Annotated in this window: 18 protein-coding genes and 1 pseudogene; 12 read left to right on the forward strand and 7 right to left on the reverse strand. The window is 60.5% G+C overall.

What is annotated here, in order from left to right; genetic code table 11:
- Positions 1–972: 972 nt before the first annotated feature.
- Genes ATI02_RS23940 through ATI02_RS23955 form a run of 4 tightly spaced genes read left to right on the forward strand, consistent with a single transcriptional unit; the run spans position 973 to position 6,163 of the window.
- Positions 973–2,298, forward strand: a complete 1,326-nt coding sequence (locus ATI02_RS23940) for an MFS transporter (RefSeq protein ID WP_095187754.1) — start codon at positions 973–975, stop codon at positions 2,296–2,298.
- 33 nt (positions 2,299–2,331) lie between these two features.
- Positions 2,332–3,507 carry an L-rhamnonate dehydratase gene (locus ATI02_RS23945; RefSeq protein WP_095187755.1) on the forward strand — a complete coding sequence of 392 codons (1,176 nt, stop codon included), beginning with the start codon at positions 2,332–2,334 and terminating at the stop codon, positions 3,505–3,507.
- Between the two features lie 55 nt (positions 3,508–3,562).
- The gene (araD1, locus tag ATI02_RS23950; protein ID WP_100847554.1) at positions 3,563–4,558 is read left to right on the forward strand and encodes an AraD1 family protein; all 996 of its coding nucleotides are present in this window, start codon (positions 3,563–3,565) and stop codon (positions 4,556–4,558) included.
- 24 nt (positions 4,559–4,582) lie between these two features.
- Positions 4,583–6,163, forward strand: coding sequence for an aldehyde dehydrogenase (NADP(+)) (locus tag ATI02_RS23955; protein WP_100847555.1), 1,581 nt, complete (start codon positions 4,583–4,585; stop codon positions 6,161–6,163).
- Between the two features lie 123 nt (positions 6,164–6,286).
- Here ATI02_RS23955 and ATI02_RS23960 read toward each other — a convergent pair whose 3' ends face one another.
- Positions 6,287–7,195 (reverse strand): DMT family transporter, encoded by a 909-nt coding sequence (locus ATI02_RS23960; RefSeq protein ID WP_100847556.1) that lies wholly within the window; start codon positions 7,193–7,195, stop codon positions 6,287–6,289.
- Positions 7,196–7,422: 227 nt separating this feature from the next.
- On the opposite strand from ATI02_RS23960, the gene aceK reads away from it, so the two are divergent.
- From aceK to ATI02_RS23985, 5 genes are all read left to right on the forward strand, one after another.
- Entirely contained in the window at positions 7,423–9,144 is a 1,722-nt protein-coding gene (aceK, locus tag ATI02_RS23965) for a bifunctional isocitrate dehydrogenase kinase/phosphatase (RefSeq protein ID WP_095187759.1), read from the forward strand.
- 104 nt (positions 9,145–9,248) lie between these two features.
- On the forward strand, positions 9,249–13,160 hold the full coding sequence (hrpA, locus tag ATI02_RS23970; protein WP_100847557.1) for an ATP-dependent RNA helicase HrpA: 3,912 nt from the start codon (positions 9,249–9,251) through the stop codon (positions 13,158–13,160).
- Positions 13,161–13,490: 330 nt separating this feature from the next.
- Positions 13,491–14,612, forward strand: coding sequence for a beta-ketoacyl-ACP synthase III (locus tag ATI02_RS23975; RefSeq protein WP_100847558.1), 1,122 nt, complete (start codon positions 13,491–13,493; stop codon positions 14,610–14,612).
- A gap of 96 nt (positions 14,613–14,708) precedes the next feature.
- A complete protein-coding gene (locus ATI02_RS23980) occupies positions 14,709–15,323 on the forward strand; it encodes an RNA polymerase sigma factor (RefSeq protein ID WP_100847559.1) in 615 nt (204 codons plus the stop codon).
- A complete protein-coding gene (locus ATI02_RS23985; protein ID WP_100847560.1) occupies positions 15,317–15,556 on the forward strand; it encodes an anti-sigma factor family protein in 240 nt (79 codons plus the stop codon). Before ATI02_RS23980 ends, ATI02_RS23985 begins: the two co-directional genes overlap by 7 nt.
- A 129-nt stretch (positions 15,557–15,685) precedes the next feature.
- On the opposite strand, the gene ATI02_RS23990 is transcribed toward ATI02_RS23985, so the two are convergent.
- Positions 15,686–17,008 carry a putative porin gene (locus ATI02_RS23990; RefSeq protein ID WP_034153200.1) on the reverse strand — a complete coding sequence of 441 codons (1,323 nt, stop codon included), beginning with the start codon at positions 17,006–17,008 and terminating at the stop codon, positions 15,686–15,688.
- Positions 17,009–17,288: 280 nt separating this feature from the next.
- Between ATI02_RS23990 and ATI02_RS23995 the strand changes: the two genes are divergently transcribed.
- Positions 17,289–18,413 (forward strand): GNAT family N-acetyltransferase, encoded by a 1,125-nt coding sequence (locus ATI02_RS23995; protein WP_095187765.1) that lies wholly within the window; start codon positions 17,289–17,291, stop codon positions 18,411–18,413.
- Positions 18,414–18,526: 113 nt separating this feature from the next.
- Here the strand turns inward: ATI02_RS23995 and aqpZ are convergent.
- The 5 genes and pseudogenes from aqpZ to ATI02_RS24020 all read right to left on the reverse strand — a co-directional run bounded on the left by aqpZ (position 18,527) and on the right by ATI02_RS24020 (position 23,764).
- Positions 18,527–19,223 (reverse strand): annotated as a pseudogene (gene aqpZ / locus ATI02_RS24000) (aquaporin Z).
- 311 nt (positions 19,224–19,534) lie between these two features.
- Positions 19,535–21,367: an ABC transporter ATP-binding protein gene (locus ATI02_RS24005; RefSeq protein WP_100847561.1), complete on the reverse strand. Its 1,833-nt coding sequence runs from the start codon at positions 21,365–21,367 to the stop codon at positions 19,535–19,537.
- Positions 21,368–21,455: 88 nt separating this feature from the next.
- Positions 21,456–22,019 (reverse strand): peptidylprolyl isomerase, encoded by a 564-nt coding sequence (locus tag ATI02_RS24010; protein ID WP_095187767.1) that lies wholly within the window; start codon positions 22,017–22,019, stop codon positions 21,456–21,458.
- Between the two features lie 3 nt (positions 22,020–22,022).
- On the reverse strand, positions 22,023–22,826 hold the full coding sequence (locus tag ATI02_RS24015) for an alpha/beta fold hydrolase (RefSeq protein ID WP_095187768.1): 804 nt from the start codon (positions 22,824–22,826) through the stop codon (positions 22,023–22,025).
- A 14-nt stretch (positions 22,827–22,840) separates the two neighbouring features.
- Positions 22,841–23,764, reverse strand: a complete 924-nt coding sequence (locus tag ATI02_RS24020) for a PA3225 family LysR-type transcriptional regulator (RefSeq protein ID WP_095187769.1) — start codon at positions 23,762–23,764, stop codon at positions 22,841–22,843.
- Positions 23,765–23,813: 49 nt separating this feature from the next.
- On the opposite strand from ATI02_RS24020, the gene ATI02_RS24025 reads away from it, so the two are divergent.
- A complete protein-coding gene (locus tag ATI02_RS24025) occupies positions 23,814–24,128 on the forward strand; it encodes a 3-phosphoglycerate kinase (protein WP_100847562.1) in 315 nt (104 codons plus the stop codon).
- 231 nt (positions 24,129–24,359) lie between these two features.
- The gene (locus tag ATI02_RS24035; RefSeq protein ID WP_095187771.1) at positions 24,360–24,959 is read left to right on the forward strand and encodes an FMN-dependent NADH-azoreductase; all 600 of its coding nucleotides are present in this window, start codon (positions 24,360–24,362) and stop codon (positions 24,957–24,959) included.
- Positions 24,960–25,243: the final 284 nt, after the last annotated feature.

Here is a 25,243-nt window from a genome sequence, read left to right on the forward strand (position 1 = left end):
GCTCGCGAAAGCGGTGTGTCAGACGACATCAATGTCGACTGACACACCCTCTTCGCGAGCAGGCCCGCTCTCACTTTTGTTTTGTGTGTGGCAAATAATTCAATCGGCCTGGAGATGGCTTTTTTCCGTATCCAGAACAACGTCACATTACCCCCGGTGGGAGCGAGCCTGCTCGCGAATGCAGTGGGTCAGATGGCATCAATGTCGACTGACACACCCTCTTCGCGAGCAGGCTCGCTCCCACTTTTGTTTTGTGTGTGGCAAATAATTCAATCTGCCAGGAGATGGCTTTTTCCCGTATCCAGAACAACGTCACATTCCCCCCGGTCGGAGCGAGCCTGCTCGCGAAAGCGGTGGGTCAGAGGGCATCAATGTCGACTGACACACCCTCTTCGCGAGCAGGCTCGCTCCCACTTTTGTTTTGTGTGTGGCAAATAATTCAATCTGCCAGGAGATGGCTTTTTCCCGTATCCAGAACAACGTCACATTCCCCCTGTGGGAGCGGGCTTGCTCGCGAAAGCGGTGTGTCAGACGACATCAATGTCGACTGACACACCCTCTTCGCGAGCAGGCCCGCTCTCACTTTTGTTTTGTGTGTGGCAAATAATTCAATCGGCCTGGAGATGGCTTTTTTCCGTATCCAGAACAACGTCACATTACCCCCGGTGGGAGCGAGCCTGCTCGCGAAAGCGGTGGGCCAGATGGCATCAATGTCGACTGACACACCCTCTTCGCGAGCAGGCTCGCTCCCACATTTTTTTGTGTGCAGCCCTGATAACCCTATTTGCCTATAAATCACTTGATGCGATCACCGCAGGTTATCGCCGGATACGCATAAGTGATTATCCGGCAGCCCTTCGCGCTGGCTACAGTCGCTCCATCGACTGAACGCCTGTTCAGGCGCCCAACAACTACAAAAAGCCCGCCCTGTCACTTCCGCAGGGCACATACCGGCAGCAAAGGAACCTTCACATGACCCGTCCAGATTCCGCCCTGGCTCTGTCCAGTGCCATCGCCAAAAGCCGGCTGCGCCTGCTGCCGTTTCTGATCCTGATGTACATCCTCGCCTTTATCGACCGCTCCAACGTCGGCTTCGCCAAAGCGGCGCTGCAGGCCGATACCGGGCTGGGGGATGCGGCGTTCGCCTTCGGCGCGAGCATCTTTTTCATCGGTTACGCGTTCTTCGAAGTGCCGAGCAACTACATGCTCCATCGCCTCGGCGCCAAGGTCTGGCTGTGCCGGATCATGGTCACCTGGGGCCTGGTCTCGGCGGCGATGATGTTTGCCCACAACGCCGAAACCTTCTACGTCCTGCGCTTCATGCTCGGTGTGGCCGAAGCCGGTTTCTTCCCGGGCATCATTCTTTACCTCACCTACTGGTTCCCGGCGCAGAGTCGTGGTCAGGCGCTCGGGCTGTTCTATTTCGGCCTGCCGCTGGCGCTGGTACTGGGCAGCCCGTTGTCCGGCTGGTTGCTGGACTTCCATGGCGTATTCGGCCTGACCAACTGGCAGTGGCTGTTCGTCGTCGAAGGCTTGATGGCCTCGGTGGTGGGCATCGCCGCGTACTTCTATCTGGTCAACCGTCCGGCCCAGGCGACATGGTTGAGTGCCGAAGAAAAGCAGGCGCTGCAAACGGCGCTCGATGAAGAAGACGCGAAGAAAAAAGACTCCAGCCCCCACGGTTTTCTGAGTGCCTTGCGCAACCCGCGAGTGCTGCAATTCTGCCTGGCGTATTTCACCATTCAGATGAGTGTTTACGGCGTGGTGTTCTACCTGCCGACGCGCATTGCCGGGTTGCTCGACGGTCATGTCGGTTTGAACGTCGGCCTGATCACGGCGATCCCGTGGATCTGCGCGCTGATCGTCACCCGCATCGTCACTCGTTACGCCGACCGCACCGGCCAGCACCGCCGCCTCGCCGTGTGCATGTTGACCATGGCCGCCCTTGGCATCGCGGCGTCGGCCTTGGGTACCAGCATGGTGCCGGTGGTGCTCGCCTTCTGCTTCGCGGCCGCCGGATTCGTTTCGGTGCAGCCACTGTTCTGGACCATTCCCACCAGTTACCTCAGTGGTGCTGCCGCCGCTGGCGGGATCGCCCTGATCAACTCCATCGGCAACCTCGGCGGCTTCGTCGCGCCGAACCTGAAAACCGTGATGGAAACCTCGTTTGCCGACCCCCGTGCCGGGATGTTTGCCCTGGCTTTGGTCGGCCTCGTTGGCGCCGTCCTGTTGTCCCGACTTCGCACCACGCAAACCCCTGTTTCTCCCTCGCAGCTCACACCGGCTCAGGTTGGCTGATCACTACTTAAGCGTTAGCAAGGAACCGTATTCATGAAAATCAAAGCGATCCGTACCCGCGTCTTCGAATGGAAAGGCAAAGTCGTGCCACCACAGGCGCACTTTTGCACCAACGCCAGTGACATTCTCTTCGAGCGTGGCGATGCCATGGGCTCGTTCCGTTTCCACGGCTGGCTGGTGGTGGAAATCGAAACCGACACCGGTCTGGTCGGCATCGGCAACTGCGCCCTGGCACCGCGTGTGGCCAAGGAAATCATTGACACCTATCTGGCGCCGATTGCGATCGGCGAGGACCCGTTCGACAACGAGTACATCTGGCAGAAGATGTACCGACAGAGCCACGCCTGGGGCCGTAAAGGCATCGGCATGGCGGCGATCTCGGCCATCGACATCGCCATCTGGGACATCATGGGCAAAGCAGTGAACAAGCCGGTGTTCAAACTGCTCGGTGGGCGCACCAAGGAAAAGATCTGGACCTACGCCTCCAAGCTCTACGCCAATGACAACCTCGACCTGTTTCTTGAAGAGGCGCAGGGCTATCTGAACCAGGGTTTCACCGCGCTGAAAATGCGCTTCGGCTACGGCCCGAAAGACGGCCCGGCCGGCATGCGCAAAAACATCGAGCAAGTGCGCGCCCTGCGTGAACTGGCCGGCCCCGACGTCGACATCATGCTCGAGTGCTACATGGGCTGGACCCTCGAATACGCCCGCCGGATGCTACCGAAACTGGCCGAGTTCGAACCGCGCTGGCTGGAAGAACCGGTGATCGCCGACGACATCGAAGGCTACATCGAGCTGAAAAAAATGGGCATCATGCCGATCTCCGGCGGTGAGCATGAATTCACTTCTTACGGCTTCAAGGACTTGCTCGAACGTCGCGCCATCGACGTCATCCAGTACGACACCAACCGCGTCGGCGGCATCACCGCCGCGCGCAAGATCAACGCCATGGCCGAAGCGTGGTCGGTGCCGGTGATCCCCCACGCCGGGCAGATGCACAATTACCACCTGACCATGTCCACCACGGCCTCGCCGATGGCCGAGTTCTTTCCGGTGTTCGACGTCGAGGTCGGCAACGAACTCTTCTACTACGTGTTCAAGGGCGAGCCGCAACCGGTCAACGGCTATATCCAGCTCGACGACCACAAGCCGGGCCTGGGCCTGGAAATCTCCGATGAGTATTTGAGCGACTTCAACATCATCGAATGACCTGCCGGGCGTCGCCTGCGGGCGGCGCCATCCATGTATTTCCGGAGGGCCGCACATGCGCCTGATTCAATTTGAAAACACCGCTGGCCAGCGCCAGGTCGGGCTCGTCGAGGGCTCGCAGGTTCACGTCGTGCGCAACACCGTCAGCACCCGCGAACTCGCGCTGGCGGCGATTCGCGCCCGCCACGGTCTGCCAGAGCAAGTGGCCCTGCGTGGCACTGAGCTCGGCCCCGATTACGCCGAGCTGCTGCAACAGGGGCGGGTTCTGCCGCCGCTGGATCACGAAGATCCGGCCCACTGCCTGATCAGCGGCACCGGCCTGACCCACTTGGGCAGCGCCTCGGCCCGAGACAAAATGCACCAGCACTATGGCGCCGTCGAAGCGGGCATGACCGACACCATGCGCATCTTCAAGTGGGGCATCGAGGGCGGCAAACCGCCGGCCGGCGAAGTCGGTGCGCAGCCGGAATGGTTCTACAAGGGCGACGGCAACATCGTCGTGCGCCCCGGCGCGGATTTCCCGGTGCCGCCGTTTGCCGAAGACGCGGGCGAAGAACCAGAGCTGGCCGGCCTCTACGTGATCGGCGACGACGGTCTGCCGTATCGCCTCGGTTATGCGCTGGGCAACGAGTTTTCCGACCACATCATGGAGCGGCGTAATTACCTGTACCTGGCCCATTCCAAACTGCGCTTCTGTGCCTACGGCCCGGAGCTGCGGGTCGGCGCGTTGCCTACCGATCTGGCCGGCACCAGCCGCATCCTGCGTGACGGCGAAGTGCTGTGGGAGAAACCGTTCCTCAGTGGCGAAGACAATATGTGCCACAGCCTCGCCAACCTCGAATTCCACCACTTCAAATACGCGCAGTTCCTGCGTCCCGGCGATGTCCATGTGCATTACTTCGGCACCGCCACGCTGTCGTTTGCTGACGGCATAAAAACCCGTCCGGGTGACCGCTTCCAGATAAGCCTCGACGCGTTCGGCGCGCCGCTGGAAAACGGCATCGGCGAAAGCGCCCAGCCGCTGGCCATCGGTCAGGTACGTGCGCTGTAACGCCCAATTGTTTGAGGAATTGCCATGACATCGCTACTGGGTCACAACTACATCGGCGGCCGCCGCAGCGCCCAAGGCAACGTGCAGCTGCAAAGTCTCGATGCCACCACGGGTGAGGCGCTGCCGGGGCATTTCGTCCAGGCCACCGAAGCCGAGGTGGACGCTGCTGCCAAAGCCGCCGCTGCTGCCTATCCGGTTTACCGCAACCTCAGCGCGGAAAAACGCGCGTTGTTCCTTGATGCCATCGCCGATGAAATCGACGGCCTCGGCGATGAGTTCGTCGCTACCGTATGCCGTGAAACCGCATTGCCCGCTGCCCGTATCCAGGGCGAGCGCGGACGCACCAGCGGCCAGTTGCGGCTGTTTGCCAAAGTCCTGCGCCGGGGCGATTTCTACGGTGCGCGGATTGATCGGGCGCTACCTGAGCGTCAGCCGTTGCCACGTCCGGATCTGCGCCAATACCGCATTGCCCTCGGTCCGGTGGCGGTGTTCGGTGCGAGCAACTTTCCGCTGGCGTTTTCCACCGCGGGTGGCGATACCGCCTCGGCGCTGGCCGCTGGTTGCCCGGTGGTGTTCAAGGCCCACAGCGGCCACATGGCCACGGCCGAGTGGGTGGCGGACGCGATCATCCGTGCCGCCGAACGCTGCGAAATGCCTGCCGGTGTATTCAACATGGTCTACGGCGGCGGAGTCGGTGAATGGCTGGTCAAGCATCCGGCGATCCAGGCGGTAGGGTTCACCGGTTCGCTCAAGGGCGGCAATGCCCTGAGCCAGATGGCCGCGAGCCGCGCGCAACCGATCCCGGTGTTCGCCGAGATGTCGAGCATCAACCCGGTGTTCCTGCTGCCTGAAGCGTTGGACGTGCGCGGCGAGCAGATCGCCGCGCAGCTGGCCGGTTCGGTGACACTGGGTTGCGGGCAGTTCTGCACCAATCCCGGTCTGGTGATCGGTTTGCGCTCACCGCAATTCAGCACGTTTGTCCGGCGCTTCTGCGCCAATATGAGCGGCCAACCGGCACAGACCATGCTCAATGCCGGCGCCTTGGCCAGTTACAGCAAAGGCCTTGGCGAGTTGCACGAGCATCCGGGATTGACACATCTGGCCGGTCATCCGCAGCAAGGCAATCAGGCCCAGCCGCAGGTGTTTCAGGCCCACGTCAGCCTGTTGCTCAACGGCGATGCGCTACTGCAGGAAGAAGTCTTCGGCCCGACTACCATCATCATTGAAGTGGAGGATCAGGTGCAGTTGGCGCAAGCGCTGCAAGGTTTGCGCGGGCAACTGACGGCGACGTTGATCGGTGAGGCGGGGGAGTTGCTGGAGTACCGCTGGCTGGCCGAGCTGTTGCAGGAAAAGGTCGGGCGGATTCTGTTCAACGGTTATCCGACCGGGGTCGAAGTGTGTGAGGCCATGGTGCATGGCGGGCCGTATCCGGCGACCTCGGATGCGCGCGGGACGTCGGTGGGGACGCTGGCGATCGATCGGTTCTTGCGGCCGGTGTGCTTCCAGAATTACCCGGATGCGTTGTTGCCCGAGGCGTTGCAGGATGCCAATCCGCTGGGGATTCGGCGGTTGGTGGATGGCGAGGTGAGTGAACTGGCGCTGTAGATTTTCAGTGCCTGTGCGGGCCTCTTCGCGGGCAAGCCCGCTCCCACAGGGATCTATGTTGCTGCACAGATCCAGTGTGGGAGCGGGCTTGCCCGCGAAGACGGTTTCAGCAGCCCCGACAAACTAGCGGGCCGCTACCTCGGTAGTCTTCACCACCGCCGGCTTCAACACCAGCCACAACGCAATGGCAATCAACACCCCGCCATACAGATGCGCCATCGACAGCGGTTCATCCAGCAACGATGCCCCCCACAACACGCCGAACGCCGGGATCATGAAGGTCACGGTCATCGACTTCACCGGTCCGATGGAGCTGAGCAGGCGGAAGTAGATGATGTAGGCAAACGCCGTGCAGCCCAGACCCAGGCCCAGCAGCGACAGCCAGACATTCCAGCCGCCCCAGCTGGCCGGTGGCGCGGTGATCACGCTGTAGCCGAACAGCGGCAACAGAAACAGCGTTGCGCCGAGCATGCTGCCCACCGCCGACAAGCGGCTGTCGAGCCCGCCGGCCTGATCCAGCCAGCGTCGCGCGAGGAATCCTGCGAAGCCGTAACAAGTGGTCGCTAGCAGACAGGCGAGGGCGCCCATCAGCAGTTGCAGATCGAATGCCACCGGGCCTGCGCGGGTGAGCACGCCGACACCGAACAGTCCGAGGAACACGCCGCTGAGCTTGGCAGCGGTGAGTTTTTCACTGAAGAACAACCCGCCAATCAACACACCCATCAACGGCGTGGTGGCGTTGAAGATCGCCGAGTAACCCGCCGGCAGCACCTGCGCCGCCACCGAATACAGCGTCGCCGGAATCCCCGAGTTGATCACACCCAGCAACATCACGGTTTTCAGCTTGCCTTTGAAATCCCAGCTGATACGCATCAGCCCGAGGATCACCAGCAGCCCGACGGCCGCAATCGACACGCGAAAAAATGCTGTCGGAATCGTACCGATCACCGGCGCAATAATGCGCATGAACAGGAAGCTTGCGCCCCAGATGGCTGCCAGCGACAGCATGCGGAAAATATCGACAGGGCTCACGACAGCACTCCTTCCTTGATCGGGACGAGAGTGTTGCCGAGCGCCCTGACGATGGCAACCGCTAATCAGGCATTTAATTTTGGTCTGACCGGTCCATTGTTTACGCCGGCAACGAATAATCCCTGCCGTGTGCAACTACGACGAGGTTTTGGCCGAAATTGCACTTCTCCTCTGGCCGGTTCCGTGGCTAAGCTCAAGCATTCCACATGCACGCAGAGGTTTGATCTATGCCGCAGCCATGGCCCGCCACCGATATCGCCCGCATGATCCTCGATGGCTTCGACGATTACCGCGAGCATTTCCGCCGGATCACCGACGGCGCGCGGGAGCGCTTCGAGCAGGCGCGCTGGCAGGAGATCCAGACGGCGTCGGCGGCGCGGATCAATCTCTACGAAGAAAAGGTCGGCGAAACCATCGCTCGGCTGCGTGAACATTTCGACGAAGAAGCACTGATGAACGTCAGTTGCTGGCCGCTGGTGAAAAGCGCCTACATCAGCGTCATCGACCTGCGCTTCGACGATGAATTGTCCGAGACCTGGTACAACTCGATTTTCTGCGGGCTGTTCAGCCATGACCTGATCAGCGACGGCTGCATGTTCATCCACACCACCCGGCCAAGCCTGCGCCGTGCCCGCGCCGCGCAAACCCGCACGTACAAACCGCAGGGCCAGTTGTCGGGGATGCTGGCGAGCATTTTTGCCGACTACCGCTTCAGTGAGGATTACGCCGACCTGCCGGGCGACCTGCGCCGCCTCGAAGCGCAACTGCGCGAGAACCTGCCGGACTGGGTATGCAAAGACCCGGAGCTGAGCGTCGAGCTGTTTTCCTCGGTGCTGTACCGCAACAAAGGCGCGTATCTGGTCGGGCGCATCTACACTCGCGACGAGCAGTGGCCGCTGGTGATTCCGCTGCTGCACCGCGAAGGTCGCGGGATTCAGATCGATGCGCTGATCACCGACGAAGCCGACGTGTCGATCATCTTCTCCTTCACCCGCTCGTATTTCATGGTCGACGTGCCGGTGCCGGCGGAATTCATCGGCTTCTTGCGGCGGATCCTGCCGGGCAAGCACATTGCCGAACTGTACACCTCGATCGGCTTCTACAAGCACGGCAAGTCCGAGTTCTACCGGGCGCTGATCAATCACCTGGCCAGCACCGATGACCAATTCATCATGGCCCCGGGCGTGCGCGGCATGGTCATGAGCGTATTCACGCTGCCGGGTTTCAACACCGTATTCAAAATCATCAAGGACCGCTTCTCGCCGTCGAAAAACGTCGACCGCGCCACGGTGATCGAGAAGTACCGTTTGGTGAAAAGTGTCGACCGGGTCGGGCGCATGGCCGACACCCAGGAGTTCGCCGATTTCCGCTTTCCCCTGAGCAAGTTCGACCCCGCGTGCCTGGAAGAACTGCTGGACGTTGCGCCGTCGACGGTGTCGGTGGAAGACGACACCGTGCTGATCCGCCACTGCTGGACCGAGCGACGCATGACACCGCTCAACCTCTACCTGGAAAACGCCAACGATGCGCAGGTGCGTGAGGCGCTGGAGGATTATGGGCTGGCGATCAAGCAGCTGGCGGCGGCGAACATCTTTCCCGGTGACATGCTGCTGAAGAACTTCGGCGTCACCCGGCACGGGCGCGTGGTGTTTTATGACTATGACGAGATCTGTTTTCTGACCGAGGCCAACTTCCGCCACATCCCGCAGCCGCGCACGCCGGAGGATGAAATGGCCTCCGAGCCGTGGTACTCGATCGGGCCGCTGGATGTATTCCCCGAGGAGTTTCCGCCGTTTCTGTTTGCCGATTCGGGGCAACGCAAGTTGTTCGATCAGTTGCATGGCGAGTTGTACAACGCCGATTACTGGAAGAGCCTGCAGGAGGCGATTCGGGCGGGGAAGGTGATTGATGTGTTTCCGTATCGGCGTAAGGGCCTGGATAACGAATAACCCACGCTGATCGTTCCCACGCTCTGCGTGGGAACGATCACACGGTGCCGCAAATCTGCGACAATCGCCCCCCTGCGCCACTAGACGACCGAATTGCGTACCTGATGACCGACGAATCGCCCTCCATCGACAAACTGCTGAAAAACCTCGATCACGCCATGCTCGCTGACCGTCACCGGCTGCGGCGGCAGTTGCTTGAGCTGCGCAAGAAACCCGATGAGGCCAAACTGGCCCAGTGGGTGGTGCGCATGCAGGCGTCCTGCGATCAAGTGCTGGCGCGCAAGGCCAGCCTGCCGGTGATCCGTTACGACGACAGCCTGCCGATCGCCGCCAAGCGCGACGAAATCAAAAAAGCGCTGGAACAGCATCAGGTGCTGATCATCGCTGGCGAAACCGGCTCGGGTAAAACCACGCAGTTGCCGAAAATCTGTCTGGAAATCGGTCGCGGCCAGCACGGTTTGATCGGCCACACCCAGCCACGGCGGATCGCGGCGCGCAGTGTTGCCAGCCGGGTTGCCGAAGAACTCGCCACGCCCCTAGGTTCACTGGTCGGTTATCAGGTGCGTTTCGAAGACCAGAGTGATTCCAACACCCTGATCAAACTGATGACCGACGGCATCCTGCTGGCGGAAACCCAGAACGACCGCTATTTGGAACGCTACGACACGATCATCGTCGACGAGGCTCACGAACGCAGCCTCAACATCGATTTCCTGCTCGGTTACTTGAAAACCCTGCTGCCGCGTCGTCCGGATCTGAAAGTCATCATCACGTCGGCGACCATCGATCTGGAGCGTTTCTCCAAGCATTTCGACGACGCGCCGATTGTTGAAGTCTCGGGCCGCACCTTTCCGGTGGACACCTGGTATCGCCCGCTGACGCTGGAACAGGACGAAGAAGGCAACCGCGTCGAAGATGACCTGACCGTGGATCAGGCGATTCTCGCCACCCTCGACGAAATCGCCGCTTACGAGCGCAGCGAACGTCGCAGCCCCGGCGATGTGCTGGTGTTCCTGCCCGGTGAGCGCGAGATTCGCGACGCCGCCGATATGCTGCGCAAAGCCCAGATCAAGCACACCGAGATTCTGCCGCTGTACGCGCGCCTGTCACCGGCCGAACAGCAGCGGATTTTCCAGTCGCACCCGGGCCGTCGTGTGGTGCTGGCGACCAACGTTGCTGAAACCTCGTTGACCGTGCCGGGCATCCGTTACGTGATTGACAGTGGCACCGCGCGCATCAGCCGTTACAGCTACCGCGCCAAGGTGCAGCGCCTGCCCATCGAAGCGATTTCCCAGGCCAGCGCCAACCAGCGTAAGGGCCGCTGCGGCCGGGTCGAGCCGGGCATCTGCATACGTTTGTACAGCGAAGAAGATTTTCTCGGCCGCCCGGAATTCACCGACCCGGAGATTCTGCGCACCAACCTCGCCGCCGTTATCTTGCAGATGCTCCATCTGCGCCTCGGCGAAATCACTGCGTTCCCGTTCATCGAGCCGCCCGACGGCAAGGCGATCAGCGACGGTTTCAACCTGCTGCAAGAACTCTCGGCGGTGGATCGCAACAGCCAGTTGACCCCGCTGGGTCGCCAGTTGGCGCGCCTGCCGGTCGACCCGCGCATGGGCCGCATGCTGCTTGAAGCGGCGAAGCTCGGTAGCTTGCAGGAAGTGCTGATCGTCGCCAGTGCCATGTCGATTCAGGACCCGCGCGAGCGTCCGCCGGAACGCCAGCAAGCGGCCGATCAGGCCCACGCACAATGGAAGGATGTCGATTCCGACTTCGCCGGGCTGGTCAATCTGTGGCGCGGTTTTGAAGAGCAGCGCCAAGCGTTGACCGCCAGCCCGTTGCGCAACTGGTGCCGCAAGAACTTCCTCAATTACCTGCGCCTGCGCGAATGGCGCGACTCGCATCGGCAGTTGAGTCTGATCTGCCGCGACATGCAGTTGAGCCTCAATAAAGAGCCGGCGGATTACCCGAAACTGCACAAAGCCGTGCTGGTCGGTCTGCTCAGCCAGATCGGCCAGAAAACCGAGGATGGCGACTACCTCGGCGCCCGTCAGCGACGCTTCTGGATTCATCCGTCATCGGGCATTGGCAAGAAGCGCCCGCAATGGCTGATGACCGCCGAGCTGGTGGAAACCACCAAGCTCTACGCGCGCATGGTCGCCAAGATCGACGCCGACTGGATCGAGCCGCTGGCCGGGCACCTGATCAAGAAAAACCACTTCGAACCGCACTGGGAGAAGAAGCGCGGCCAGGTCGTGGCATTTGAACAGATCACTCTGTTCGGGCTGATCGTGGTCGGCCGTCGCCCGGTGCATTACGGCCCGGTGGATCCGGTGGTCTCGCGTGAGTTGTTTATCCGCGAAGGTCTGGTGCGTGGCGAGATTCAGTCCCGAGCCAAGTGCCTGACGGCCAACAAGCAGTTGCTGGAACAGCTCGACGAACTCGAAGCCAAGGCCCGTCGTCGCGACATTCTGGCCGACGAAGAAACCTTGTACGCCTACTACGATGCGCGGCTGCCGGCGGAGATTCACCAGACTGCGACCTTCGACAGCTGGTATCGCGTCACCAGCCAAAAAGATCCGCAGCTGTTGATCATGCGCGAAGAAGACGTGCTGGCCCGCGAGGCCAGTGAAGTCACCGCACGCGATTACCCGGACACGCTGCACATCGGCGATCTGGAACTGGCGCTGACTTACCACTTCGAACCCAATCACCCGCGCGACGGCGTGACCTTGCGCGTGCCGGCGCCGCTGTTGCCGATGTTGCCGCCGGAGCGTCTGGAGTGGCTGGTGCCGGGGCTGATCGAAGCCAAGTGCATCGCCCTTGTGCGTAACCTGCCCAAAGCGCTGCGCAAGAATTTCGTGCCGGTGCCGGACTTCATCAAGGCTGCGTTGCAACGGATGACCTTCGCCGAGGGCTCGCTACCGCAGGCGCTGGGCCGTGAGCTGTTGCGCATGACTGGCGCACGGGTCAGCGATGAAGCGTGGGCGGAGGCTGCGCAGCAAGTCGAAGGGCATCTGCGCATGAACCTGGAAATCGTCGACGGCCAGGGCAAGTTCCTCGGCGAAGGGCGTGATCTGGCCGAGCTGACTGCACGCTTCGCTGAAGCCAGTCAGGCGGCGTTGGCGGTGCCGCAGAGTGCGAAAAGTCAGCAACCGGTGGAAGCCAAGGTTTTCGCACCGGTAGCGGAAAAGACTCAGCAGAAGATTGCCGGGCTGTCGATGACGGTGTACCCGGCGCTGGTGGAAGAGGGCGGCACGGTCAAGGAAGGGCGTTTCTCGACCCCGGCCGAAGCCGAGTTCCAGCACCGTCGCGCCTTGCAGCGGCTGTTGATGCAGCAATTGGCCGAGCCGGCCAAGTTCCTGCGTGGCAAGTTGCCGGGGCAGACTGAGCTGGGCTTGCTGTATCGCGAGCTGGGTCGGGTCGATGCGCTGGTCGAAGACATTCTGCTGGCCAGTCTCGATAGCTGCATTCTGGAAGGCGAAGACCCGTTGCCGCGTGATGGCGCCGGGTTGGCAGCCTTGGCCGAACGCAAACGTGGCAGTTGGACTGAACACGCCGAGCGCGTGGCGCGGTTGACACTGGATATCCTGAAAATCTGGCACGGTCTGCAAAAACGCTTCAAGGGCAAGATCGATCTGGCGCAAGCCGTGGCGCTCAACGACATCAAGCAGCAGATCAACAATCTGGTCTATCCGGGATTCGTCCGGGAAACGCCGATGCAGTGGCTCAAGGAGTTGCCGCGTTATCTGAAAGCGGTCGAACAGCGCTTCGAAAAGCTGGGCGCGCAGGTGCAGAAGGATCGGGTCTGGAGCGGCGAACTCGCCGGCCTGTGGGCGCAATACCAGACCCGCGCCGCCAAGCACGCGCAGGAAGGCAAGCGCGATCCGCAGCTTGAGTTGTATCGCTGGTGGCTGGAGGAATACCGGGTTTCACTGTTCGCCCAGCAGTTGGGGACGAAAGTGCCGATCTCCGACAAACGCCTGAATAAACAGTGGACCCAGGTCGAGCCCTGATCTTGCTCCCCTACGCAATCCCCCTGTGGGAGCGAGCCTGCTCGCGAAAGCAGAGTGTCAGTCAACGCAATAGCGACTGATACGACGCAATCGCGAGCAGGCTCGCTCCCACATCGGGATTTGGGTTGTGCTTGAGAAAGGCGCCAAATGTCCGGGTTTATGGCAAACTTCGCGACCATAAACGCCAGTTTCGCGACCCAGAGCCTTCGGCTCGGTCGCGGATCGGAATAAAGCGATGCCAGGTTTGCGTCCCCCGGATGGGAATAGACCCTTTGTGTGTTGGTACGACGGTTCCAGCACTTTCTGCCTGAACAGATTAGAGAAACGACCATGCATAACGTCGTCATCAGCGGCACCGGCCTGTACACCCCGGCCAACAGCATCTCCAACGAAGAGCTGGTGCAGTCTTTCAATACCTACGTCGCCCAGTTCAACGCCGACAATGCCGACGCCATCGCCAGCGGCGAAGTCCAGGCCCTGACCGAATCCAGCGCCTCGTTCATCGAAAAAGCTTCGGGCATCAAAAGCCGCTTTGTCATGGACAAGGACGGCATCCTCGACCCGCAACGCATGGCCCCACGTCTGCCGGAGCGCTCCAACGACGAATGGTCGGTACTTTGCCAAATGGCCATCGGCGCTGCCGAGCAAGCCTTGCAGCGTGCCGGCAAGACCGCCGCGGACATCGACGGCGTCATCGTCGCCTGTTCCAACCTGCAACGCGCCTACCCGGCCATCGCCATTGAAGTCCAGGAAGCGCTGGGCATTCAGGGTTTCGGTTTCGACATGAACGTGGCCTGCTCCTCGGCGACTTTCGGCATCCAGGCCGCGGCCAACAGCGTGCAACTGGGCCAGGCCCGGGCGATCCTGATGGTCAACCCGGAAGTCTGCACCGGTCACCTGAACTTCCGTGACCGCGACAGCCACTTCATCTTCGGCGACGCCGCCACTGCGGTGATCATCGAGCGCGCTGATCTGGCCACCTCCAAGCATCAATTCGACGTGGTCAGCACCAAACTGCTGACCAAGTTCTCCAACAATATCCGCAACAACTTCGGCTTCCTCAACCGCGCAGCGGAAGAGGGCATCGGCACCCGCGACAAGCTGTTCGTGCAGGAAGGCCGCAAGGTGTTCAAGGATGTTTGCCCGATGGTTGCCGAACTGATCGGTGAGCATCTGCAAGAGAACCAGCTCAACGTCGGCGATGTGAAGCGTTTCTGGCTGCACCAGGCCAACCTGAGCATGAACCACCTGATCGTGCGCAAGCTGCTGGGCCGCGAGGCCACTGAAGAAGAGGCACCGGTGATCCTCGACACCTACGCCAACACCAGCTCTGCCGGTTCGGTGATTGCCTTTCACAAGCATCAGGACGATCTGGCCGCCGGTTCGTTGGCCGTGCTGAGTTCGTTTGGTGCCGGTTATTCGATCGGTAGCGTGATTCTGCGTAAACGTTGATTGCGCCCAAAAGATCGTAGCCTTCGGCAGCTCCTGCACTGACCCCCTGTAGGAGTTGCTGCAGGCTGCGATCTTTTGCTTTTAGAGAGGTAATACATGCCCGCAAAAGACGACACCCAATTGCTCGAACGCCTGTTGGCCGGCGAGCAAAAGGCATTCAAGGAACTGGTCAGCGCTTACCAGGGCGCAATGCGCGCTGTGGCTTTTGCCATCGTCGGGCAGCGGCATGTCGAAGAGGTCGTGCAGGACGCCTGGCTGTCGGTGGTGCGCCATATCGGCAGCTTCGAAGGGCGCTGCAGTCTCAAGACCTGGCTGTTGACCATCACCGCCAACTCGGCCAAGAGCCGCTACAAGCAGAACCGCCGAGAGGTGCTGCTCGACGACCTGCCTTCGCCCCACGGCATCATCGATGACGACCGTTTTTCTGCCGGTGACGGCCATTGGCTGGTCGCACCCTACACCTGGCACCAGGACACCCCGGAGGCATTGTTGACCGAAGGCGAACTGCGCGAGTGCCTGGAGCGCACGCTGCTGAGTCTGTCGGAGTTGCAACGCAGCGTTTTGCTGCTGCGCGAGCGGCAGGGCCTGGAACTGGAAGAGATCTGTAATCTTCTGGATATCTCGCTCTCCAATGTCCGCGTGTTACTGCATCGTGCGCGGTTGAAAGTCTTCGCCACGGTGGAGCATTTTGAGGAGACCGGCGAATGCTGACCTGTAGGCAACAAGTGGCGAGCTCCAGCGATTATCTCGATGGCCAGCTGAGCTTTCGCCAGAAACTGATGGTGCGTCATCACCTGATGTTTTGCCTCAACTGTCGGCGTTTCATTCGCCAGATGAAACTGATGCAAGCGACGCTGAAAGCAATGCCGGAAAAGCCTGAAGACGGAGTCGATGCTCTGGCCGAACGCCTGGCATCTCAACGACGCAAAGACAATCCTCTGTAGGCGCTGCCGAGTGAAACGAGGCTGCGGCAGCTCCTACAGGGGAGCAAGCAGTGAAATAGCCCGGCGCGGGTGAGACGAACGGATGATGGGGATCGTCGCGCCCGCACCGGGCTATAGGATGAAGCGCTTTTAGAACTTGGCTTCCGCATCCAGCTGCAGGGTGTTGGCGTCTGCGTCACGCTGGGTACGGCTGGCGAAGTCGGCCTTGGTCAGGAAGTAGGTGGCACCGATGGCGAAGTTCTTGTCGATGTCGTAACCGACCTTGAACTTGTGCCCACGGGAGCCGGTGGTGCCGTTGGCGAAGTCGGAGTCGGTGAAGGCGCCGACCACAGCATTACGCTGCACGTCACGATAGTTGTAGTCGAGGTTCAGGCCGAAGACTTTCGACTTGGCACCCAACAGCCACGCGGTGTCCTGATCGGTCACGGCATCGTTGTTCTTCACGTATTGGCCGTAGAACGACAACGGCATCGGCAGACCGCCGATGTCGACCTGGCTGAAGCCTTCATACAGACGGAATTCGTTGTTGGCCGAGTTGCCGTTGACCGCCAGGGCGCACGGCGTGGATGTGCCGGTGCAGCGGCTGTCTTCGTCGTTCTGGTAGGCGTAGACGCTGCCGCCCAGCGTCAGTTTCAGGTTATCGGTGATGTTGAAGCGGCTACCCAACTGGCCTGCGGTCAGACGCAGGTCGTGACGAAATTGCACGCCATCGCCGTCAACGTTGTCCTTGAGGTTGTAGTTACCCAGGCTGCCGAACAGTTCGGCGCTGCTGCCCAACGGGTATTTGTAGGTAACGGCCAGACCTTCCGGGTTGATGTCGCTGTCCCAGATCACGTCGCCCATGCTGACCCACGGCTGCAGCATCTTGCCGCCGATGATGTGCAGGTTCTTGATCTGATCGGGGTGGTAGTCGATGTAGCCGAGGTCGAGCCAGATCTGCTTCTTGTCGAAGTAGTTGTCCTGATCCTGGTTGGTCGAACGAGCGTCATCGCCGCCGCCGGTGGCGATACGGATGCCGGTGTCGACTTGTGGGTTGATCTCGGTGTAAGCGCCCAGACGGGCACGGATGCGCTGGCGATCCTTGTCGCGGCCGCCGTTGTTCGGTTCGCCGTCGATCTTGATGGTTTCCTGACGAATACGCACATCGCCCTTGAACTGGGTCTTGGCAGCCCAGGCCAGTTTCTGGTCGAAGACGCTTTGTTCGTTGGTTTTCTTCGCAACAGCGGCGACTTGTTCGTTGGTCTCTTGCTGCGCCTGCTGGGCGATTTGCTGAGCCTTCTGATCCTTGGCCAGTTCAGTTTGCAGTTCGATGTACTGCGCCTGGGAAATGGAACCGTTAGCCTTGAGCATGTCGAGCAGTTTGGCGTCGACTGCGGCACTGGCCGGAACACTCATGGCCAGCAACAGGCCACCGCACAGGGCCGCCGCAGTTTTCGTGGAAGCAAGACGCATAGCAATCTCCGAATAAGAGGGATGGCTGAACCATCCCGGGCACAACCGACGGTTGAAGGTCGGAAAACAGTGTCCGGGTAGAACCCGGCGCTCTAAAAACAGGCGCCAGTATCGCGATGGTTTATGACAGTGCAGTGGCACGGTGATGGCAGGTTGATGACGGTGCAGGTTTGCCGTGAACTATTGATCTAGAGCGCTGTCGGCGCGATGGCGGGTGTGTAATGCAGCGCAATCGGCGATACTCGCCGGGCGCTGAAACCCAGATGTGGAGAGCTTGTTGATGCCGCTGCAACGCCTGCAAAACCTGTCAGAAATTGCTTCGACAACATGGGATGCGCTGGTGCCCGAGAATCAGCCATTTCTGCGTCATGCCTTTCTCAGTGCACTGGAAGACAGCGGCAGTGTCGGGCCTCATACCGGTTGGCAGCCGGAGCATTTGCTGCACCTTGAAAATGAGCGGCTGATCGCCGCACTGCCCAGTTACCGCAAATGGCATTCCTACGGCGAGTACGTGTTCGATCACGGCTGGGCCGATGCCTGCGCACGCGCCGGCATCGATTACTACCCCAAGCTGTTGACGGCGGTGCCGTTCAGTCCGGTCAGTGGCCCTCGGCTGTTGGCGGCAAATGCCGAAGACGGCTTTGAACTGCTCAAGAGCCTGCCGGGTTATCTGGAAATCGAAGGGCTTTCCAGTGCCCACATCAACTTCACCGACCCGTTCACCGATGCCGCCATGGCCGAACAACCGGGCTGGCTGCAGCGCATCGGCTGTCAGTATCACTGGCAGAATCGCGGCTACCGCGATTTTCAGGATTTTCTCGACGTGCTCAGTTCGCGCAAGCGCAAACAGATGCGCAAAGAGCGTGAGCAGGTGGCAGGGCAGGGTTTCGAGTTCGAATGGCTGGAAGGTCGTGAGCTGGACGAGAAACAGTGGGACTTCGTCTACGCCTGCTACGCCAACACCTATGCGGTACGTCGGCAAACGCCGTATCTGACGCGAGAATTCTTCAGCTTGCTGGCCGAGCGCATGCCCGAATCGATTCGCGTGGTGCTGGCCAGACAGGGTTCACGGCCGGTGGCCATGGCCTTCAGCCTGGTCGGTGGCGATAGTTTTTACGGACGCTATTGGGGCTGTCTGGCCGAGTTCGACCGACTGCATTTCGAGACATGCTTTTATCAGGGCATGGATTACGCGATTGCGCAGGGTTATCAGCGGTTTGATGCCGGTGCTCAGGGCGAGCACAAACTGATTCGCGGCTTTGAGCCGGTGATCACCCATTCGTGGCATTACCTGCGGCATCCGGGGCTGAAAGCGGCGGTGAAAGATTTCCTGCAACAGGAACGCGCCGGCATCCTCGCCTACGCCGAAGAAGCCAGAACAGCCTTGCCCTACCGCCAGACATAAATCCCTGTGGGAGCGAGCCTGCTCGCGAAGGAGTTGGGTCAGTCGGCATATACGTTACTGACACAACGTCTTCGCGAGCAGGCTCGCTCCCACAAAGGGATCTCAGGCACCCCTCAGGTTTCTTCTTTGCCCAACCAGCGATAGATTCCGCCACCGACCACCGCGCCAATCAACGGCGCGACCCAGAACATCCACAACTGCGCGATCGCCCAGCCGCCGACCATCAGCGCCGGGCCGGTGCTGCGCGCCGGGTTCACCGAAGTATTGGTCACGGGAATCGAGATCAGGTGGATCAACGTCAACGCCAGGCCGATGGCAATCGGTGCCAGCCCTGGCGGAGCGCGTTTGTCGGTGGCGCCCAGAATGATGATCACGAACATCGCGGTCATCACCAGTTCGGTGACAAACCCGGCGGCCATCGAATACTTGCCGGGCGAGTGCTCGCCATAACCGTTGGAGGCCAGGCCAGCGGCGATGTCAAACCCCTCCTTGCCGCTGGCAATATGGGCGATCAGGGCGGCAGCGAGGATTGCCCCCGACACTTGGGCGATGATGTAAGCAGGTAACTCTTTGGCCGGGAACCGGCCCCCCGACGAAAAGACCGACCGACACGGCCGGATTGAGATGACATCCGCTGATGTGGCCGATGGCAAAGGCCATGGTCAGCACCGTCAGGCCAAACGCCAGGGCCACACCCAGCACCCCGATTCCCAACGGTGAAGACGCGGCGATCACCGCACTGCCACAACCGCCCAATACCAACCAGAACGTGCCTAACAACTCAGTGACTGAACGTTTGAACAGAGACATGAGAAGCGTCCTTGATAGCCCTGCTATCGAGACTGCATCGAGTTGTGCGTCCTTGCAGACTTACTACAGATTCCCTGCTGGAACCTTGGCTGAGTACAGCACGCTTTGGATGGATTTCCAGCAGCCGATAAAAAACCGCCAGCGCCCGTGGTTAAAGGGCTGTGGCGGATCTCAGTCGTTCAGGATCACTGCGAGTCCTGTGGGAGCGAGCCTGCTCGCGAAAGCGGTATGTCTGACAACAATGATGGTGTCTGACACTCCGCCTTCGCGAGCAGGCTCGCTCCCACATTGGAATTGTATTGACCCAATGATCAATCGATGCCGACAAACCCGCCGGTCTGGTGCGCCCACAAGCGCGCATACAACCCGCGATGGGCGAGCAATTCAGCGTGGGTGCCGCTCTCGGCGATCTTGCCGTTTTCCAGCACTACCAACCGATCCATGCGGGCAATAGTCGAGAGGCGGTGGGCAATCGCGATCACGGTTTTGCCTTGCATCAGGGTTTCGAGGCTTTCCTGAATCGCGGCCTCGACTTCCGAATCCAGTGCAGAGGTCGCTTCGTCCATGATCAGGATGGGCGCATCCTTGAGCAGCACTCGCGCAATCGCGATGCGCTGGCGCTGGCCGCCGGACAGTTTCACCCCGCGTTCGCCCACATGCGCGTCAAACCCGGTGCGGCCTTCAGCGTCCGACAGCAGCGGGATGAACTCATCGGCGCGGGCCTTGCGCACCGCCTCCCACAACTCGGCGTCCGTGGCGTCAGGCTTGCCGTACAGCAAGTTGTCGCGAATCGAGCGGTGCAGCAAGGACGTGTCCTGGGTGATCATGCCGATGCGCGCGCGCAGGCTTTCCTGGCCGACTTCGGCGATGTTCTGTCCGTCGATCAGAATGCGCCCGCCTTCGACGTCGTACAGGCGCAACAGCAGGTTGACCAAGGTCGACTTACCGGCGCCGGACGGCCCGATCAGGCCGATTTTTTCACCCGGCTTAATGTCCAGGTTGAGGCCGCCGATGATGCCTTTCTTCTTGCCGTAGTGAAAATCAACGTGCTCGAAACGCACTTCGCCACGGGCCACGGCCAGCGGTTTGGCCTGCTCGTGATCGGTGACGCTGACCGGTTGCGAGATGGTGCGCAAACCGTCCTGAACCATGCCGATATTCTCGAAGATGCCGGTGACCACCCACATGATCCAGCCGGACATGTTGACGATACGGATCACCAGGCCGGTCGCCAGGGCAATCGCGCCAACGGTGATCAGCGATTGCGTCCACAACCACAATGCCAGCGCCGTGGTGCCGACAATCAGCAAGCCATTCATCGCGGTGATCGCGACGTCCATGCTGGTCACAACACGGCCGGCCATCTGCGCTTTGACGGTCTGCTCTTCGATGGCTTCCTTGGCGTAGTGCTGTTCGAAATTGGTGTGGGCAAACAGCTTCAAAGTGGCGATGTTGGTGTAGCCATCGACGATGCGGCCCATCAGTTTCGAGCGCGCGTCGGAGGCTTCCACCGAGCGATCCTTCACCCGTGGCACGAAGTAGTAAAGCGCACCGATGTACGCGGCGATCCACATCAGCAGCGGGATCATCAGGCGCCAGTCGGCCTCGGCGAACAGCACCAGCGCACTGATCGCGTAGATCACCACGTGCCACAGCGCATCCACTGCTTGCACCGCCGAGTCACGCAGCGAGTTGCCGGTTTGCATGATGCGTTGGGCGATGCGCCCGGCGAAGTCGTTCTGGAAGAAGTTCAGGCTCTGCTTGAGCACGTAGCTGTGGTTCTGCCAGCGGATCATGCTGGTCATGCCCGGGCTCAACGTCTGGTGCACCAGCAAATCGTGCAGGCCAAAGAAAATCGGCCGCAAAACCAGGGCAACCACCACCATCCAGGTCAATTCGAGGGCGTGGTCGCTGAAGAAATTCGGGTTCGGCGTGCCTTGCGCCAGGTCGATGATGCGGCTCAGGTAACTGAACAGCGCCACTTCGATCAGCGCGGCAAACAGGCCGACCACCAGCAGGGCGGCGAAACTCGGCCAGACCTGCTTGAGGTAATAGGTATAGAAGGGGAGCACGCGGTCCGGCGGAGACGCTGTCGGGGCGTCGCGGAATATGTCGATCAGTTGTTCGAAACGGCGATAGAGCATCAGATAACCGCCCGAATTACGGGCTCTCCTTTTATCGGTGTGAGCGGCGTGGGGTTGAGTTCACGCCGCTCGAAACGCCCTGTACAGCTTAGTCGATGACTTTGGCCGACTTGATGATCACAGGGTCGACAGGCACGTTTTGCATGCCGCCTTTGGTAGTGGTTTGCGAGTTGACGATGATGTCGACCACGTCCATGCCCTTGACCACTTTGGCGAACACGGCGTAACCGGCGTCACGACCTGGATCGAGGAAAGCGTTGTCGGCGACGTTGATGAAGAACTGGCTGGTGGCCGAATCAGGGTTGGAGGTACGCGCCATCGACAAGGTGCCACGAACGTTATGCAGGCCGTTGCTGGCTTCGTTCTTGATCGGTGCCTTGGTGTCTTTTTGCTGCATTTGCTGGGTGAAACCGCCGCCCTGAGCCATGAAGCCCGGGATCACACGGTGGAAAATCGTGTTGGTGTAAAAGCCGCTGTTGACGTAATCGAGAAAGTTCTTGGTACTGATCGGTGCCTTGACCGGGTCCAGCTCGATTTCGATCTGGCCGTTGGTGGTGTCCAGCAGCACGTGCGGCGCTTTGGTCGGCGTGGCAGCCATCAGGTTGGCAGCGAACAGCACGGTACCGGCAGCGAGGGCGAGTTTTTTCAGCATGGGTCAGTGATCCTGAGATTGAATATCGGCTGTGGCAAGAAACTCCAGCAGCGTTTGATTGAAGCGTTCGGGTTGATCGAGCGGGGTGGCATGTCGCGAATCGGCGATCACCACCAGCCGCGCATCGGGCAGCAGTTTTACATAGGTTTCTTTCAGTGCCACCGGTGTGTAGTCACGGTCGGCGCTGACGATGAGGGTTGGACAGGTCACTCGGGAAAGTCGTTCCTGAACCCCCCAGCCCACAATCGCATCGAAGCTGGCGAGATAAGCACGTTTGTCGTTTTTTGCCCAGCGTTCAGCCATTTTCTGCCGCAGATCGGCCTGTTCCGGCTTGGGGAAAAGTTTGCCACCCAGCGCCTTGCCAATGGTTGCCAGGCTCAGCACACGCATCAGGCTCCAGCGTTTGAACCACTGCCAGTAGTCGTCGCGGCTACGCAATTTGACCTCGGGCGCGCTGTTGACGATGGTCAGGCTCTTGAGCATCTGCGGTTGATCGACGCCAAGCTGAAAACCGATCATGCCGCCCATGGATAAACCAACATAGTGCACCGGGCCGAGTTGCAAATGCTCGATCAGTGCAACCAGATCGGCGCTGAACCCGGCGATGCTGTAGCGCTCGCGGGGTTTGTCCGAACGCCCGTGGCCGCGAATGTCCGGGACGATCACCCGGTAATGCGCGGCCAGTGCCGGGATCTGCATTTCCCAGTCCAGCGTGCTCGAACCCAGCCCGTGGACCAGCAGCAACGGCGTGCCGTGGCCATATTCCTCGTAGTGCAGGTTGCAACCGTCGTGCTCGAAATACGCCATCGGTGAACTCCGTGTCAGGCTTGTTCGGGGGCGGCGAACGGTGCGTCCAGCGGCAAGGTGTCGAAGGTACGCAGCAGTTCGATAAGGATTTGCGTGGCCGGGCCCAGCGGTTTGTCCTTGTTTGAATACAGGTAGAAACTCGGGTTGCGGCTGCCGCCCTGATCCAACGGTAGCAGCTTGAGCGAACCTTCCTTCAGTTCCCGCTCGATCATGTGCCGTGGCAGCCAGGCGAACCCCAGGCCGCTGCTGACAAACGTGGCGGCGGTGGCAAGACTGCCGACGGTCCAGCGCTGCTCGGCGCCGAGCCAGCCGACGTCCCGTGGTTGCTGGCGACCGGAATCGCGGATGACCACTTGCATCTGGGTTTCCAGATCCTGAAAACTCAGTTCCCGGTTGAGACGATGCAGGGCGTGGTCGGGGTGAGCGACGGCGACAAACTCGACGTCGCTCAATTCAGCACCGAGGTAGCCCGGGATACCCATGCCGGTGATGGCCAGATCGGCCACGCCTTCGAGCAGCACTTCTTCCACACCCGACAGCACTTCTTCACGCAGACGCACGCGGCAGCCACGGCTTTGCGGCATGAACGCGGTCAGTGCCCGCACGATGCGCGCACTCGGATAGGCCGCGTCGACCACCAGCCGTACTTCGGCTTCCCAGCCTTGTTCCATATGGTGGGCAAGGTCTTCCAGTTGGCTGGCCTGTTTCACCAGTTGCCGCGAGCGGCGCAGCAGCACGCCGCCGGCTTCGGTCAGCACCGCTTTACGCCCATCAATGCGCAGCAACGGCACGCCGAGCTGATCCTGCATACGGGCGACGGTGTAGCTCACCGACGATTGCGAACGGTGCAGGGCCTCGGCGGCCTGGGCGAAGCCGCCGTGGTCGACCACGGCCTGCAATGTTCGCCATTGATCAAGGGTCACGCGGGGCGCTTTCATCAATAGCTCCTCTTGTCCTAAGCTGGCGGTCCCTCATGGAGACTGCCGAATGAAAAAATTCTGTTGTGTGTTGCTGGCACTGCTGCCGCTGACGGCGTTTGCGTATCCGATCGACGTGGAAAAAGACCTCAATGGCCTGAAGATCGACTTCGAGACGTTCGCCACCGATAACGACATCGGCTCGATTCGAGTGGCCAACTACGGCGACGTCGATGCAGTCTGCAAGGCCGTGTTCAGCAACGGCCCGGAAGCACCGCGCACCCGCACCATCGAAGTGCCGGCCGGCAAACATAAAAACGCCACGGCCAAGTTCACCCGCGAGATCATCAAGCTGCGCATCAAGCTGACCTGCACCCCGAAATAACACCGTAGTTACCTGTGGGAGCGAGCCTGCTCGCGAAGGCGGTGTGTCAGTAAACACATTCCTTGACTGACACACCGCCTTCGCGAGCAGGCTCGCTCCCACAGGGTATGAGGTGAATCTAAACGAATTATTCGATGCTTTGCAGCAATTATTTGCGCTTTTTCATCGATTCGACTCTGTTTAACCTTCACTCCATCGACCTACAACATTCTCGGATGGAGGCTACACAACATGTCCCGCGTTCTGATCATCGAAAGCAGCGCCCGCCAGCAAGACTCGGTGTCCCGCCAGTTGACCCAGACCTTCATCAAACAGTGGAAAGCTGCGCACCCTGCCGATCAGATCACCGTGCGTGACCTCGCCGTGAATCCGGTGCCGCACCTGGACATCAACCTGCTGGGTGGCTGGATGAAACCCGCTGAGCAGCGCAACGACAGCGAGCAATCTTCGCTGGACCGCTCCAATGAATTGACCGACGAACTGCTGGCCGCCGACGTGCTGGTGATGGCCGCGCCGATGTACAACTTCGCCATCCCGAGCACCCTCAAGGCCTGGCTCGACCATGTGCTGCGTGCCGGCGTGACCTTCAAGTACACCGAAACCGGCCCGCAAGGCCTGCTCAGCGGCAAACGTGCCTACGTGCTGACGGCTCGCGGTGGCATCTACGCTGGCGGCCCGGCGGATCATCAGGAACCGTACCTGCGTCAGGTCATGGGTTTCATCGGTATCCACGACGTGACCTTCATCCATGCCGAAGGCATGAACCTGGGTGGCGATTTCCAGGAGAAGGGCCTGAACCAGGCCAACGCCAAACTGGCCTCGGTCGCTTGATATGTTAATCGCCAGATAATCGCCGATTGTTTTAGTGACCTGGCGCAACCCCTTCAAGGCTTTACGCGCATCGAACCTCCCTTTGCACTTGTTGCTCCTGAGTGCTGTAGCCCGATCGAACGCATTAGCGAGATCGGGCTTTTTTTGCCTGTGATTTCTTGAGCGACGCAAAACTCCTTGTGGGAGCGAGCCTGCTCGCGAAAACGGTCTATCAGACAAGTCTCTGTCGCCTGACACTCTGCCTTCGCGAGCAGGTTCGCTCCCACAGGGAATTTTTGTGTTTC

This window comes from Pseudomonas baetica, assembly GCF_002813455.1.
Lineage (GTDB): Bacteria > Pseudomonadota > Gammaproteobacteria > Pseudomonadales > Pseudomonadaceae > Aquipseudomonas > Aquipseudomonas baetica.